Raw genomic sequence first — 14,708 nt, 5'->3', positions numbered from 1 at the left:
TCTGCCTGAGTGGCTAGCCGTAAGAGTCCTCTGCCCAAGGCATCAGATCAGGATGATCAACATGACCAAACGACATGCCTCTCAACTGTTTGCGCTCTCTGTGCTGAGCCTCGCCTTGCACAATGCGCAGGCCGCGTGCAACTTCACGCCTACCGCGGGCAACGACAGTTTTATTTGCGACAGCGGCAGCGCCCCATCTTTGATTGATTTACAGGGCGACAACAGCCTGACGTTGCCGGCCAACAGCACAGGTAGCATCATCGGGCCTGTCAGGTTCGGCGCGGGCGCGGACCGCATCACCGTTCATGGCGGCCTGATCTCCGGGGCAGTAAGCCAAGGCGACGGTATTGATGACTTTGTGATGACCGGCGGGCAAATTCAGTCGCTGGCCCAAGGCGATGGTCGCGATACTTTCCTGATGACCGGCGGCACCATCGTGGGTGCCTTTGAAGACGGTGATGTAGCGAAAATGACCGGCGGCAGCATTGGCCGGGTCGACATGAAGCTCGACAACAATATTTTCGATATGTCTGGAGGCCAAATCCTGGGCAACCTAGTCACCGGGTTTGGCAAAGATACAATCATCGTTTCGTCTGGCAGCATCGGCGGCAATATCAGCGTCAGCGGTGGCGATGATGACGTCACGATCAGCGGCGGCTCGGTGGGCGGCCAAATCCTCATGAGCTTCGGCAATGACACCTTCACCTGGCGCGATGGCGGCACGATCAAAGGCGCCGTGCTGATGGGCGACGGTAACGACAGAGCATTACTGGCCAACCTGACTGAAAGCATTGTGTCATCCACCCCGCGCGTCGATGGCGGGCCAGGCACCGACACGTTGACCTTTGAAACCAGCCGCCCTGAAACCGGTGCGCGCTATATCAATTGGGAAAACATCAACCTGGGTAAAGACACTCGCCTGACACTTAACGACACGCTGGTTCTCGGCGACAGCGTGAGCGGTACAGGCGTCCTCACTATTGATGCCGGCAGCCGTATCAATGCGGGCCAAGGCGTCATTTCGCCTTTAATCAACGGGCAAAAAGTCAGCGTGAATAATGCGGGGCTCATTGACCTCACCGCCAGCGGCGCTTCGACAGCTGATCGGTTGACCATCGTGGGTAATTATCAGGGCGATGGCGCGCGGCTGAACCTAAACAGTGTTTTGGCCGCCGACGATGCGGCGTCGGACCGGTTGGTTGTATCGAGCGGCCAAATCAGTGGCCTGACCGCCATCAATGTGACCAACATCGGCGGGACCGGCGCCCTCACGACGCAGAACGGGATCCAAGTGGTTGAAGCCAATCAAGGCGCCACCAGTAACGCGGGGGCCTTCACCCTCGGCCAACCACTCTCGGCAGGCGCCTACCAGTACTACTTGTTTAAAGGTGGCGTTACGGCGGGCAGTGAAAACAGCTGGTTCTTGCGCTCAACGGTTGCCACCCCGCCAGCGGTAACGCCTGTACCGGGAGAACCCGCGCCTGTCACCCCCGTGCAACCGCCTCCGATAGCGGCGGTCGGTACGCCTGCTCTGCCCGTCGCCGCCCCAGGGCAAAGCATTGTGCTGTATCGCCAGGAAGTGCCGCTGTATGCCGTCGTGCCTCCGGTTGCGGCACTGCTGGCCCAGACCACACTGGGCACCTTTCACGAACGTCAGGGTGAACAGAGTTTGTTGACCGAAACCGGCGCGCTGCCGGGCGGATGGGTACGGGCTTTTGGCAGCTCGGTGCGTCAAAGCTGGTCAGGTACGGTGGCACCCAGCTTCGATGGCTCGATCAATGGTTATCAGGTGGGCCACGATATCTACGGTTTTACACACGCCAATGGTTATCGGCAGCGCGTCGGATTATTCATCAGCCATGCACGTCTGAACGGCGATGTGCGCGGATTTAGTGGGGGTTTCGAAGACAACAAGGCCGGCGATGTGCGCCTCGATGGCGATAGCCTGGGCGCTTACTGGACCCTGATCGGCCCGCAATCGGCTTACCTGGATATTGTTGCGATGGGCACGCGTTATGACGGTCGCAGCCGGTCAGAACGCGGCGTCAAGCTGGACCTGGACGGGCATGCCGCCAGCGTGTCCGCAGAAGCGGGCTATCCGGTCGCGCTGTCGACGCACTGGCACATTGAGCCTCAACTGCAACTCATAGGCCAGCGCGTCTCAATGGACACGGCCAATGACGGCATCTCTCGCGTTGGTTTTGACACTCAGGATTATTTGAAAGGTCGCGCCGGGGCACGCCTCAAAGGCGCCTATACCGTGGCCGATGTCCCTGTAGAACCTTACGTGCGCGCTAACGTATGGCGCAGTTTCGGGGGGCGGGACGCCACCCGTTTCGATGGGCAACAAGCGCTTAAAACCGATCACAGTGCCAGCACTATGGACATGGGCGCAGGCATTGTCGCTCACCTCAACCCCAGCATCAGCGTGTATGCCAGCACCGACTACAGCACCAACATCGACAGTCGCAATCAAGAGGCTATCAGTGGTTCGCTGGGTTTACGGATGAGTTGGTGATTCAACGTGTGCGTAGTCTTCGGGGCCAATTTCAATCACTGTCGATTGTTTGGCTTCGTCGAGCAGTGCCTGGCGACAGACTTGGTAGCAATCTTCGACGTGGTCGTTGCCGACCATCTTCATCACCCCAAAACTGATGGTGGCGGCCACGGCCTGCCCTACCAAGGGAATGAAACGGGTAATGGATTTGGTCGCGACCTTGCCCCCCATCTTGCGCAACAAGGACATCACCAGGGTACGGCTGACGAACTTGCCAATAATCTCGCTGCCAATGCCCGAGGCAGCGACCACGATCAAGCGCTTGGAGCGGGTATCCAACTGCTCGATCTGTTGAGGCGTCAGTCCGAATTTGCTGTTAATGGCTGGCAACATCTCAACCAGCAAGGCCACATCCGTGCCGATGTCCAGTCCGGGGATCGGAACGGCGGCGGCCCCTGCGGAGACCGCAGAACGCCGGGTGACCATGGATTTGCACTCGTCCCGAATGCGATCAAGTTCGGCCAATGATCTGATTAGCATGAAATTCCCCTGACAAATAAAGACACAACGCGAGCAGTCTACTACGGCCGCAAGCGGCCCAAACACGGCTGCAAGGATGTAGAGCGTCAGCAGACAGAGAAATTCAACGAAATATCAACCAGAGCGACAGCGGGCAAGGGGGCAAAAATGCCTGCACTCGCAACAAGTGCAGGCGTGGAACGTTAAACGTCTTTTTTGACTTTGGCCCACTCTTCTTTGAGTTTTTGCACGAAGCTGGCTTTTTTATCTTTCTCGCAGGCCGTCACCACCAGGGGCGTGATTTTTTCTACACCCGCCACATCCAGTACTGCATCTTCAACCTTGCCAGACTTGTTCACCGCCTCGCCCAAACCTACGGCGGTAGGTCGAAAACTCTCATCTACGGCAAGAAAACTCTCACAGGTCCATGCAGAAACAGGCTGCTTGGCATCCGCGGCCTGAGCCAGTGTCGAGAGTGCAAACAAACCGGCAGCGCCGACTAAAACAATGTGCTTTTTCATCTGAACATTTCCCTATTATCAAAGATGGCAATGACGTAACTTGCGCCGCAAGAAACATAGTTGCGCAGGCGACGACTGTCAAAAAGAAAAGCGCAATAACTCATAAAACCAAACATCCTACGTCGCAATAAGGGCTGAATGTTCAATGCCGTCGCGGCAGACTTAATAATCGACCGACCACATTAACGCCACCCGGTGCCTGACACTGTCTGGCACCGGCCTGCGCATAGGTCAACCCGCCTTTACCCAGGCAAGTACGGGATTATTTAGATCCCCTTACTGCTGCGTAAGTATCACTTTCATGGCTTTTTCCTGTGCAGCATTACTAAACACTTCATAGGCTTTAAGAATATCGCCCAGTGCAAAACGGTGAGTAATCAATTTGCCCGCATCGACTTTCCCGGACTGTACGGTCTTCATCAACATCGGGGTGGTATTTGTATTGACCAGTCCGGTGGAAATATTAATATTTTGAATCCACAACTTCTCAAGGTGCAGTTCCACACTTTTACCATGCACCCCGACATTAGCAATATTGCCGCCGGGCGCAATCACCGACTGGCAGGTATCAAACGATGCGGGAATACCAACGGCCTCGATCGCAACGTCCACGCCCACACCGCCGGTCAATTCAAAAATACGTTCAACCGCGTTTTCGGTCTTGATGTCGATGACGTGGGTCGCACCGAAACGTGTGGCCACCTCGAGCCGATTGCTGTCGCCGTCGACCATGATCAACTGGCCCGGGGAATAAAACTGCGCGGTTAACAGCGCGGCCATGCCCACTGGCCCTGCTCCGACAATCACCACGCTGTCCCCTGGCTTGACCTTGCCTGCGAGCACCCCAATTTCAAAGCCGGTCGGCAAGATGTCACTCAGCATCACCAGCGCTTGCTCATCTGCCCCCTCAGGGACAGGGTACAAGCTGTTATCTGCATGGGGGATGCGTACATATTCGGCCTGCGTACCGTCAATCATGTGACCGAGAATCCAGCCGCCGTCAGCGCAATGGGAATACATCTGGCGCCGGCAGTTTGGACAACTGCCGCAGGAAGTTACACAGGAAATCAGAACGTGGTCGCCGGGTTTGAAATTACGGATGGCTGGCCCCACGGCTTCTACTATCCCGACCCCTTCGTGACCCAGTACCCGGCCCGGCGTGACCGCAGGCACGTCACCTTTGAGGATGTGCAGGTCGGTGCCGCAAATGGTGGTGTGCAGAATTCGCACAATGGCGTCGGTGGGCTTGTCGATAACGGGTTTGGGAATGTCGGCCCATGCTTTTTGACCGGGCCCCTGATAAGTGAGCGCTTTCATGGTGGCTTTCCTTTATCCGATTAGAAGTCTGTCGTGTCCGTCATCGCTTGCAGGATGACGGGCAGCTCAAAAGTCATGCGGTCCAGTAAAGCAGTCTTCGGTTTAAATGCCCTTGCCACAGGTCAAATAAGCGCCTTTGGCCCTGCGAGGCGTCACAGCCGGGGCGAAACCGAGTAGTCCGTTTCACCTCTGGCATCTGAACGCAGCTCGACTTTATAAGACTTGGACGTGCCACAACCTGTGACGTCCCAGGTTTCAGTGGCCCGGTCGACAGCCCCTGAGGGTTGCTGACTGATGGCGGCAATAGTCGTAGTGACGGTGTCAATAGAGCCGCATTGAGTCATGGCCGAGAACATTAACTTGACGCTTTTCATCACATCCTTGCGCAACACTGGGTCGGTGACCGATTGGCCCTTGAATTGAGGGTTGTGGGCGCAGCCCGACAATGCGGCAAACAAAAAAGCACAGCCCAAGACTGCAATGCGGTGTTTGATCTGCATGTTCACTCCTTGAAACGGCTCCATGCCGCGGGTCAAGCAATAGCACACATCGGCATCAAAGTGCCTGCATGCTGAACTTTTAGATCAGGCGCAAGCTCTGAATTGGCAATCGCGTCAAACCACAGAGGTCATCATGCAGCCCTTGGCTCTCAGTCAGATCACTACGTCCCCGCTTACTCTGGAACAAGACTTGCTGCTCTGCCTGAGATTGGGTTGCGCGCTGGAAATTGCTGAAAAGAAACTGTCTGACGATTCAGGACGCGCGCGCGAACAGCTGGAGCAGATCAAGGAAAGTGGCGTACGCATTACCTCAATACAGCCACGTACATTGACCATTTTTCCGTCTGCCTCGGCGCCCCAGCCGAGCAACCCCCAGGTCCGGCTTGAGCAATTGATGATGTCAGTGGAGCGCTTCAGTTCCTTTTGGCCAGGGCTGCCCCTGATCACCAACACCGGTGCTGACAGCAACGGCAATGAAGCCCGGGTGTGGGACGGTTGCGTTGAGCATTATCAAACATTGGCCGTGCATGCCGAGCGCCAAGGCATGCGTATCGCGCTCGAAGCACTGGGTCCGTCGTTGATGAACCGTAACTCGGTGCTGTTCACCTTCAGTCAGGCACACGCGATGGCAAATGCGGTCAACCACCCGCACTTCGGCCTTTGCCTGGACTTGTACAACAGTTGGCAGGATGCAGCACTGCTTACGAGCATCAGCGCGCACAAGCTGTTTATTGTGCAGTTGGCTGACTGGCGCAGACCTCGTTCATTGCATGATCGTCGCGCGCTGGGTGACGGGGAAATCCCCTTTAGAGACCTGCTGGGCGCACTGGCAGCGAGCGGTTACGCCGGTGATTATGTGCTGGAGATTTTTTCTGAATCGGTTGACGACTCGCTGTGGCAAGACGCCCCCACCCTCATCCAGGCCGTTGAGCACAGCATCGCGGCGTTCAATGAGTGGTCACTGCATGGGCAATGTCGCATCGGCTGATGCTTTAAGAATCATCTGATTCTTTGTCCGCTTGTCCTTGCGCACACTGGGTTCAAAAGAGGCTGGTATTTTTTACTGGCATCCCGATTTGTAACAACTTTATACTTAGCAAGCTAATCATCTAATCCAAGACTCTTCCTACGCGAGACCCCCACGCATGACTGCAAAAAAGCGCGCGCGCGCTTCCACATTTATTTCCATTGGATTGGGCATTGTTATTGCCTTGCTCGGCATTGCACTGGCAGCCGGAGGCATCCAATTGGTGACACTGGGCGGCTCCTGGTATTTCCTCTGCGCCGGTGCCGCCATGTTTGTATCCGGCGGCCTGATTGCTTTGCGCAAACCCGTCGGCGCCTGGCTGTATGGACTGTTTCTTGTGGCTAGCCTGGTATGGGCGGTGGCTGATGCAGGCTTGCACTTCTGGCCCCTGTTTTCGCGCCTGTTCATGTTCAGTGCCATCGGCCTTGTCGTGTTGCTGATCTATCCGCAGCTAATCCGCGCTGCCGGGCGCACACCCGGTCACCGCGCTTATGCAATCGCCGGGGCACTGGCTGTATTGCTGGTGGTGGCTGCTGGCAATATGTTCGTCGCGCATCCAAGTGTTTCCCCGACCGGCAATGGCCCAGGGTTGACTGCAGTCGATCCTGGCCACGAGCAGAAGGATTGGAGCCACTACGGTAATACCGAAGGTGGCAGCCGCTTCGCGGCGCTGGACCAAATCAACCGTGACAACGTTAATCAACTTAAAGTGGCGTGGACCTATCACACCGGTGACGTGGCCATCAGCGACGGTAACGGTGCAGAAGACCAACTGACGCCCCTGCAAGTGGGCAACAAAGTGTTTATCTGCACGCCTCACAACAACCTGATCGCACTCGATGCCGACACGGGTAAAGAATTGTGGAAAAACCAGATCAACGCTCAATCAGCGGTGTGGCAACGTTGCCGCGGCATGGCCTACTTCGATGCCACCGCACCGATCGCCCAGCCGACACAAGCCAACAGCTCGCCGATTATGGCTGCCACCGTACCGGCCGGGTCCAACTGCCAGCGTCGCTTACTGACCAACACCATTGATGCGCGCCTGATTGCTGTTGACGCCGACACCGGCGAATTCTGCCAAGGCTTTGGCAACAAGGGTCAGGTGGATCTCAAAGCCGGTCTGGGCAACGTGCCAGACTCGTATTACCAATTGTCTTCCGCGCCGCTGATGGCCGGTACGACCGTGGTAGTGGGCGGTCGGGTCGCTGACAACGTTCAGACCGACATGCCGGGTGGTGTGATTCGCGGCTTTGACGTCATCAGCGGGAACATGCGCTGGGCGTTCGATCCGGGCAACCCTGATGACAAGCAGGCACCCGCTTCGGGCAGCACCTATGTGCGCAGCACGCCGAACAGCTGGGCACCGATGTCCTACGATCCACAGATGAACACGCTGTTTCTGCCAATGGGCAGCTCGTCTACTGATATCTATGGGGTTGAACGCACTGCACTGAACCACAAATACGGTGCTTCGATCCTGGCGCTGGACGCGACGACAGGCGATGAGAAGTGGGTCTACCAGACGGTGCATAACGACCTCTGGGATTTTGACCTGCCTATGCAGCCCAGCCTGATTGATTTCGATAAAGCCGACGGCAGCACAGTACCTGCTGTGGTAATCGGCACCAAAGCGGGCCAGATCTACGTCCTTGATCGCAAGACCGGCCAGCCATTGACCGACGTCAAAGAAGTCCCGGTCAAGGCCGCCGACATCCCGAACGAGCCATACTCCCCTACCCAGCCTTTGTCCGTGGGTATGCCGCAAATCGGCGCACAACACCTGACTGAATCAGACATGTGGGGGGCTACACCGTTTGACCAATTGCTGTGCCGCATCGACTTCAAAAAAATGCGCTACGACGGTCTGTACACAGCGCCGGGCACCGATGTGTCGCTGAGTTTTCCTGGCTCATTGGGCGGCATGAACTGGGGCAGTATCTCGACAGACCCGGTTCACGGTTTCATTTTCATCAATGACATGCGTCTGGGTTTGTGGAGCCAAATGGTTCCACAGGCAAAAGATGCCAAAGCTTCTAGCGGCGGTGAAGCGCTTAACACCGGCATGGGCGCAGTGCCGCTCAAAGGCACGCCGTATGCGGTCAATAAAAACCGTTTCTTGTCCGTCGCGGGCATTCCATGCCAGGCACCGCCTTTTGGCACCCTGACCGCCATTGACATGAAAACGCAAAAGATCGCGTGGCAAGTGCCGGTCGGCACTGTTGAAGACACGGGGCCGATGGGCATCCGCATGCACTTGCCGATTCCTGTGGGTCTACCCACGCTGGGCGGCACCCTCTCGACTCAGGGCGGGCTGATTTTCATCGCGGGCACACAGGACTTCTACCTGCGGGCATTCAACAGCGGCAACGGTGATGAAATCTGGAAAGCACGCCTGCCCGTCGGCAGCCAAGGCGGCCCGATGACCTATGTTTCGCCGAAAACCGGCAAGCAGTACATCGTCATCACGGCTGGCGGTGCCCGACAGTCACCTGATCGTGGTGACTACGTCATGGCCTACGCATTGCCATAAGCCTCGGTTTGTTCCTCCACGCGGCGTCTTCGGGCGCCGCGTTCTGTTTAAGTGTTAGAAGGTTTTACATGAAGCACTCATTCTGCTCCCTTCCCCACCGCGCTCCGTTGATACCAGGTCTTCTGGTCGGACTCGCCTGCGCCATGACTCAACCTGCGTTTGCAGATGTGCCTGATAACGATACGGATGTGTTCTCACGCAAAACCCTCAGCGGCAATTGGGGCGGCCTGCGTCATCAACTGGAAGATGACGGGCTCAAGTTCACTGGCGATTACACCGGCGAAACCGCCTATAACCTGCACGGCGGACTGCACCGCTCGGCCCGTTACTCGCAAAACATCAAGTTGGGCGTGCAGTTTGACCTCTCAAAACTGTATGGGCTGGACAACGCGGGCAAGGTGCAACTCACCCTCAATGACCGAAGAGGTAACAGCGCATCCGAAGACTTGGTGGGTAACCGCCTCCCCATCCAGGAAAACTACGGCGGGCTGTACACCCGTCTCACCGAGCTGAGTTACGAGCGCAGCCTGTTTACCCCGGCCCTGAACGTCAAGCTCGGCTACATGGCAATGGGCAATGACATCGGCGGCCTGGACAGCGGCATCCTGTGCAACTTCATGAACGCAGGTTTTTGCGGCCATCCGCTGAACATGTCAGGCGGCAGTGGCTGGACCAACTACCCCAATGCGCATCTGGGCGTTCGCATCAAATACGACCTCTCGCCCTCTTGGCAACTGCGAGTGGCGGCCTTCAACGTCGACCCAACCAGCAACGGCAACTCCAGCCGAGCCTGGCACGTGGGCCCCAAGCACACCACTGGCACTGTGGTGCCAATTGAGTTGGTGTACAAACAACAAAGCGACCTGCCTGGCGAATACAAACTGGGGTATTACTACGACAGCTCCGATGCCAAACGCATTGGCAGTGATAAAGAGGTAGCCGGCCGGGGTGGACACTACTTGCTGGTCGATCAGGCGGTGTGGAACTCAACCACTTCCAAAGGTCGCAGCGTGCATGTGTTTGGGCAGTATTCGGCAGCGAGCAGTGCTGCATCACCGTTTACCAAGTGGTATGGCGTGGGTATGGTGCTGAACAAGCCATTCGCGGCACGCCCGCACGACACCTTTGCCATCGGCTATGGTCGCGCAGTGCCCAACCCGCGCAGCCGCGACGTTCTGGAAAATGCTGCAATAGCCCACGGTGAGTTTGTACCCAACCTTGACTCGGGCGAACAATTGCTGGAAATCAGCTACGGCTATCAGGCTACACCCTGGCTGTTATTACGCCCGGATCTGCAATACATCATCGAGCCCGGTGCTTTCTCTGGCGAACAGATTCAAAACGCACTGGTGATGGGCCTGCAAGCAAAAGCAACGTTTTAAACAACAGCCAAGCGCGCCTGCGGGGTGCCTGACGTCATGCCAGGCGCCACTGATAATGAGCAAGCATTCAAGCGGGTTGATTGCGACACAATTCGCTGCCGTCTTTGAGTGTGACGCACAATTCCCCACGCCAGAACTCTGCCAAAAACACTTCGTCGCGTTCAACACCCAACTCACTGAGTTCTGCAAACAGCCACTCGGCATCGTGCCCGATCGACTCCAACTGCGCGATTCGTGCCTCAGCGTTGTACATCACAACCACCGAGGGCATGTCTTTTTCATCGCAAATGATGGTCAGTTCACCGCCCGGTTCGATCTGCGCGTAATAAACCTGCTGAAAAGCGAGCCCGCCCTGAGCATGTAACTGAGAAGCCACCCGCAAGATATCAATCTTGTGTTTATTGCTAACCAGATTCTCAACCAAAAACTTGCCATCTTTAATGATCGGGATAGGGCTGCCAATGGCGAACCCGCGCAACACCTGAATATGTTTCGTTGCCGCGTTCAGCAAATAAATCAACAGCACACCCAGTAAGAGCACGGTCAGATATTGCCGAAAGGGGATCGTATCGCTGTAGATGACCCCACCGATGATACCGCCCAATATAAAGTTGCCGATCAGATCGATAGCGGTCATCTGAGACAGTTGCGTACGCCCCGACAGATACATATGCGTCGCAATGATCACAAAACCCGCGACAAATTTTGCCAATACCCACGCGTAATATTCCAAAGAAATACCCTCTGCCCTGCCTGTTCATCGAACCTATCGGCGCAGCCTGGATTATCAAGCTGACATTCGCGCGCTGCGGGCACAAAGCTAGCATGGTGTATGAAAAAAGACGTGTGCGAGATCGAAAAACCTTGACCTGGCTGACAGCCGCAATCCAGCTCAGTAAATGCCAGTTGCATAATAGGTAAAAACGTGCCGAATTTAGCAATCACTTCACTTGATGCGCCACGCAAATTTGCTACCGTTGTCCGGGTTGCTGGCTAGGGAGGGGGAATGATGGATGAGCATGAATGGATCGATTCTTATGAAATTAAACGACTCAGGCGCGTCGCCCAGCTGTGCCCGCCTCACGAAGCACAAGATGAAGCATTCGACAAAATAGTCGCGATGACATCTGCCTACTTCGATGCCCCCATTGCGTTGATCTCGATTGTCGAAGAACATCGCCAATGGTTTAAAGCGCATGTTGGACTTGACCGGCATGAAACGCCCAGAGACCAGTCATTTTGTGCGCACACCCTGACCGAGAACGGGCTGTTCGAGGTGCTTGACGCCACCCAAGACCCACGCTTCAAAGATAACGATCTCGTCGTAAGCAGCCCTAACATTCGTTATTACGCCAGCGCCCCGTTGATAACCTCTGATGGTTTCAACTTGGGCAGTCTTTGCATTATTGATACTCGGCCACGCCCGCCCATGAGCGAGCGGGCCGCCAGCATGCTCATGGATTTTGCTGAACTGACGATGCTGCGGATTTCGGGCGTGCGTTCGCGCAATTTTGTGGACCAACCTACGGGATTATTCAATAGACTTCGCTTCGAAGAAGACATTCGGCAAATACTCTCCAACGATAAAACGTGCCACGTCTATTCAGTGGACGTGATCACGCCCCAGTTTCTCAATGATGTCGTCAAAGCCCTTGGGTACAATTTCGCCAACGACCTGGTGCTTGCCATCAAGGCTCGCTTGCAAGCGCTGCTTGCTCCCGGTTGCTTGCTCTATAAAGTGAGTCCCACGCGTTTTGGTTTTATTCTTTCAGAGCAGACGTCAATTGACACAGTGTGCCAAACAATCATTGAGGGTTTTAAAGCGCCTGTTGAATGCCGGAACATCCCTGTTCCATTGCAAATCGGGGTTGGCGTTCTCCCCATCGTCGATGCGGCTCAGAAAGACCAGGACTGGTTACGTCAGGTCGTGAGTGCCGCTGATTTTGCCAGAGACCAACATTCAGGATGGTCCCTCTACGAGCCTAAACTTGATGCCGCACAGCGCCGGGCTTTTATGCTCTTGAGTTCACTCCCGCAAGCGCTGTGCAGTGATAACCAGTTCAGTCTGGTGTATCACCCGAAGGTGAAACTGCCGGGTTGGTCCTGTGAAAGCGTTGAAGCACTGCTACGTTGGAATCACCCGATACTGGGAGCTGTCAGCCCAGCGGAGTTTATTCCACTGGCTGAAACAACAGCGTTGATGCAGTCGATCACTTTCTGGGTGTTAGAGGCCCTGGTTAAACAGGCTCGTGCGTGGGCTGACCAAGGCTTGGCACTGCGAATTGCAATGAACGTCACTGTCAGTGATTTCAAGGACTCCCGTCTTGTCGACAAAATACAACAGCTCATCAACAACCAGCGCCTAAACCCTCAAGCCATAGAACTTGAATTGACTGAAAGCATGCTTATATCCAAACCGGGGTCAGTTGTGCGTGAGCTGATACGTGCCAGAAACCTTGGGGTAAAAATTGCCATTGATGACTTTGGTACGGGCTACAGCAATTGGGCTTACCTGCGACAACTTCCGGCACAGACAGTCAAACTCGACCAATCGCTTATATCCACGCTCCAAAACAGCACGCAAGACAGACGTTTGGTGAAAACATTAATCGAGCTGGCCAAAGGACTGAACTACCAAGTGGTGGCCGAGGGTGTTGAAAACGAAGCAATATTGAGCCTCATCACTGAGTGGGGATGCTCGGAGGCTCAGGGGTTCTTGATAACCCAGCCACTGGATGCCCATGCACTAATGAGCTGGTTTAGAGACGGTGGATTTAAGCATTGAGGCGTGATTTGATGACCCGACATCATATTCCGTACATTGCCAATGGTACTTCGCTGCCTGTTCTGCTGTCAGGTGGCTATGCCAATGATATCGCCGAGTGTGTCGCCGTCCCGGCCGAATGAAGTGAAGCCGCAACCCAGTTCGCGCTGTTTGCGCGCCCGTTCGTTGTGTGTAGTTTTAAAGCGCACCAGACGGTCGAACAAGTCCCAGCGCATTTGGTTTTGTTGGCCGTTGTGCCAGCAGTGAATATCAATCCGTACCGGCTGAGTTTTTAAAGAACGGTGTAGCGGTTCAACGGTTGACTGCGCCTTTCGGGCCACTGGCAATCAGTGCGGCACCACAGGCTGTTTTCAGTCCGTCGAGTGCAACGGCAATGCCGTCAACGGAGTAAGTCGCGCTGCCCTCGGCAATGGGAAAAACCCCTTTGCACAACGGGCAACTGACGTTGTGACCAACACCGGCAATCGATTTACCGTTGAGGTCAGTCCGGGGGAAAGTTTCAAGCACGACACCACCATGGGTTGTGGCGTCGCCTAGGCGGATAATGTCTTTCATTGAGAGTACATACTCTTAAGCTATATAGGTCCCTTATGAATTTATTTGCATGCCTAACTTTCAGTTGTTGATCGAGGATGACAGTCTGGCTCTTGACTCAACTACTACATTCCTTAACGCACCCCTATCCTTACTCGGCACTTTGAACTTGATCATCATGTCTATAGTTTTTTCAATGGCGTCTAATATAAGAGATATTTGGCCTTTCTCGTCAGCATTTAAAAAGTCCTCGAATGGTATAGCGATACGAAACTCTAATACTTTCGTTTTTTTATGAAATTTTGCCACTTCGGGATAATCTGCTGAAAACTCTTTAGGCATTATGATGGAGATGTAGCTCCATCGCTCTAAGTCGAACTCAAGCTGTAATCCTTCAAGTGCCTTGTCAAGGACTTGTTTTATTTTGTTTCTCGCAATATGTTCGGCAGTTCCAATTGCAGCTTCTTTTTCAGCAGACATAGAGAATTTCATAATTCACCACTAATAGTCATTTTTATTTAATGGGGGCGCTTCCCTTCATGATTAGCTTTGTATTCTAATATCCGCCCGTGTTGCCAAACGTGCATTTCGCGCTTTGTACCATTTGCTTCCTGGGTAAAGTCAGCTTTGTTTTTGTCGATGTACGATTCAGGGTAACGTTTTTTTCCTTTTGTGGTTTCGCCATACTTCATGACCTCATTTGTTTTCTGATCCCTCAGCGTGTACCCAATAGCCGGTGCATCACTGTCCAAACTATTGCCATGTACCTTCTTAGTCGGATCAGCCACGGGAGGGCATAGCTTTTCAGGATTTACACCTTTACCGAAGTTCCCGTTTGTATTTCTTGGCTGCCCCTTCCACAAGCCAAGAGGATCGATCCATCCCGTTGGATTCGGCGCATATTGGTAAAGATTCAACCCACCCGCCCAACCCGGGGATCATAGTACCGATAGCGGTTGTAGTGCAGCCCCGTTTCGTGATCGTGGTACTGCCCCTGAAATCTGATCGGGTTGGTCAGCCCCTCACGCTGCGCCCATTCCGAACGCTGTTCTTTTATTTCACCCCAGGCTTTGTACTGCGCACTCCAGGCGAG

12 protein-coding genes and 1 pseudogene are annotated in these 14,708 nt (G+C 54.8%); 5 read left to right on the top strand and 8 right to left on the bottom strand.

All coding sequences use genetic code 11. The features are described from left to right. Positions 1-61 precede the first annotated feature (61 nt). The gene (locus tag GYN01_RS10770) at positions 62-2,518 is read left to right on the top strand and encodes an autotransporter family protein (protein WP_203307032.1); all 2,457 of its coding nucleotides are present in this window, start codon (positions 62-64) and stop codon (positions 2,516-2,518) included. On the opposite strand, the gene GYN01_RS10765 is transcribed toward GYN01_RS10770, so the two are convergent. The 4 genes from GYN01_RS10765 to GYN01_RS10750 all read right to left on the bottom strand — a co-directional run bounded on the left by GYN01_RS10765 (position 2,501) and on the right by GYN01_RS10750 (position 5,354). Next, positions 2,501-3,037 carry a hypothetical protein gene (locus GYN01_RS10765; RefSeq protein ID WP_203307031.1) on the bottom strand — a complete coding sequence of 179 codons (537 nt, stop codon included), beginning with the start codon at positions 3,035-3,037 and terminating at the stop codon, positions 2,501-2,503. The two genes, GYN01_RS10770 and GYN01_RS10765, sit on opposite strands and share 18 nt — an antisense overlap. Before the next feature lie 182 nt (positions 3,038-3,219). Continuing rightward, positions 3,220-3,537, bottom strand: coding sequence for an acid-activated periplasmic chaperone HdeA (hdeA, locus tag GYN01_RS10760; RefSeq protein WP_048364779.1), 318 nt, complete (start codon positions 3,535-3,537; stop codon positions 3,220-3,222). Positions 3,538-3,813: 276 nt separating this feature from the next. Further along, positions 3,814-4,854: a zinc-dependent alcohol dehydrogenase family protein gene (locus tag GYN01_RS10755; RefSeq protein WP_048402319.1), complete on the bottom strand. Its 1,041-nt coding sequence runs from the start codon at positions 4,852-4,854 to the stop codon at positions 3,814-3,816. A 152-nt stretch (positions 4,855-5,006) separates the two neighbouring features. Next, on the bottom strand, positions 5,007-5,354 hold the full coding sequence (locus GYN01_RS10750; RefSeq protein WP_048364777.1) for a hypothetical protein: 348 nt from the start codon (positions 5,352-5,354) through the stop codon (positions 5,007-5,009). A 133-nt stretch (positions 5,355-5,487) separates the two neighbouring features. Here GYN01_RS10750 and GYN01_RS10745 point away from each other — a divergent pair, with 133 nt between their 5' ends. The 3 genes from GYN01_RS10745 (at position 5,488) to GYN01_RS10735 (ending at position 10,296) form a co-directional block, all read left to right on the top strand. Continuing rightward, the gene (locus tag GYN01_RS10745; protein ID WP_203307030.1) at positions 5,488-6,342 is read left to right on the top strand and encodes a sugar phosphate isomerase/epimerase family protein; all 855 of its coding nucleotides are present in this window, start codon (positions 5,488-5,490) and stop codon (positions 6,340-6,342) included. 157 nt (positions 6,343-6,499) lie between these two features. Continuing rightward, the gene (locus GYN01_RS10740; RefSeq protein ID WP_048402317.1) at positions 6,500-8,914 is read left to right on the top strand and encodes a glucose/quinate/shikimate family membrane-bound PQQ-dependent dehydrogenase; all 2,415 of its coding nucleotides are present in this window, start codon (positions 6,500-6,502) and stop codon (positions 8,912-8,914) included. A gap of 143 nt (positions 8,915-9,057) precedes the next feature. Next, positions 9,058-10,296, top strand: a complete 1,239-nt coding sequence (locus tag GYN01_RS10735; protein WP_087148779.1) for a carbohydrate porin — start codon at positions 9,058-9,060, stop codon at positions 10,294-10,296. A gap of 67 nt (positions 10,297-10,363) precedes the next feature. On the opposite strand, the gene GYN01_RS10730 is transcribed toward GYN01_RS10735, so the two are convergent. Then, positions 10,364-11,029, bottom strand: coding sequence for a DUF421 domain-containing protein (locus tag GYN01_RS10730; protein ID WP_048364773.1), 666 nt, complete (start codon positions 11,027-11,029; stop codon positions 10,364-10,366). A gap of 276 nt (positions 11,030-11,305) precedes the next feature. On the opposite strand from GYN01_RS10730, the gene GYN01_RS10725 reads away from it, so the two are divergent. Further along, positions 11,306-13,081, top strand: a complete 1,776-nt coding sequence (locus GYN01_RS10725) for a sensor domain-containing phosphodiesterase (RefSeq protein ID WP_203307029.1) — start codon at positions 11,306-11,308, stop codon at positions 13,079-13,081. Positions 13,082-13,372: 291 nt separating this feature from the next. Here the strand turns inward: GYN01_RS10725 and GYN01_RS10720 are convergent, their stop codons facing one another. From GYN01_RS10720 to GYN01_RS10710, 3 genes and pseudogenes are all read right to left on the bottom strand, one after another. After that, a complete protein-coding gene (locus GYN01_RS10720; protein ID WP_203307028.1) occupies positions 13,373-13,636 on the bottom strand; it encodes a PAAR domain-containing protein in 264 nt (87 codons plus the stop codon). 60 nt (positions 13,637-13,696) lie between these two features. Then, complete coding sequence (locus GYN01_RS10715) at positions 13,697-14,095, bottom strand: Imm44 family immunity protein (RefSeq protein ID WP_203307027.1); 399 nt, start codon at positions 14,093-14,095, stop codon at positions 13,697-13,699. Between the two features lie 380 nt (positions 14,096-14,475). Continuing rightward, positions 14,476-14,708 (bottom strand): annotated as a pseudogene (locus GYN01_RS10710) (RHS repeat-associated core domain-containing protein); the annotation flags it as partial.

It is taken from the genome of Pseudomonas weihenstephanensis (assembly GCF_016812185.1).
GTDB lineage: Bacteria > Pseudomonadota > Gammaproteobacteria > Pseudomonadales > Pseudomonadaceae > Aquipseudomonas > Aquipseudomonas weihenstephanensis.
This window is presented reverse-complemented; position numbering and strand designations above follow the sequence as displayed.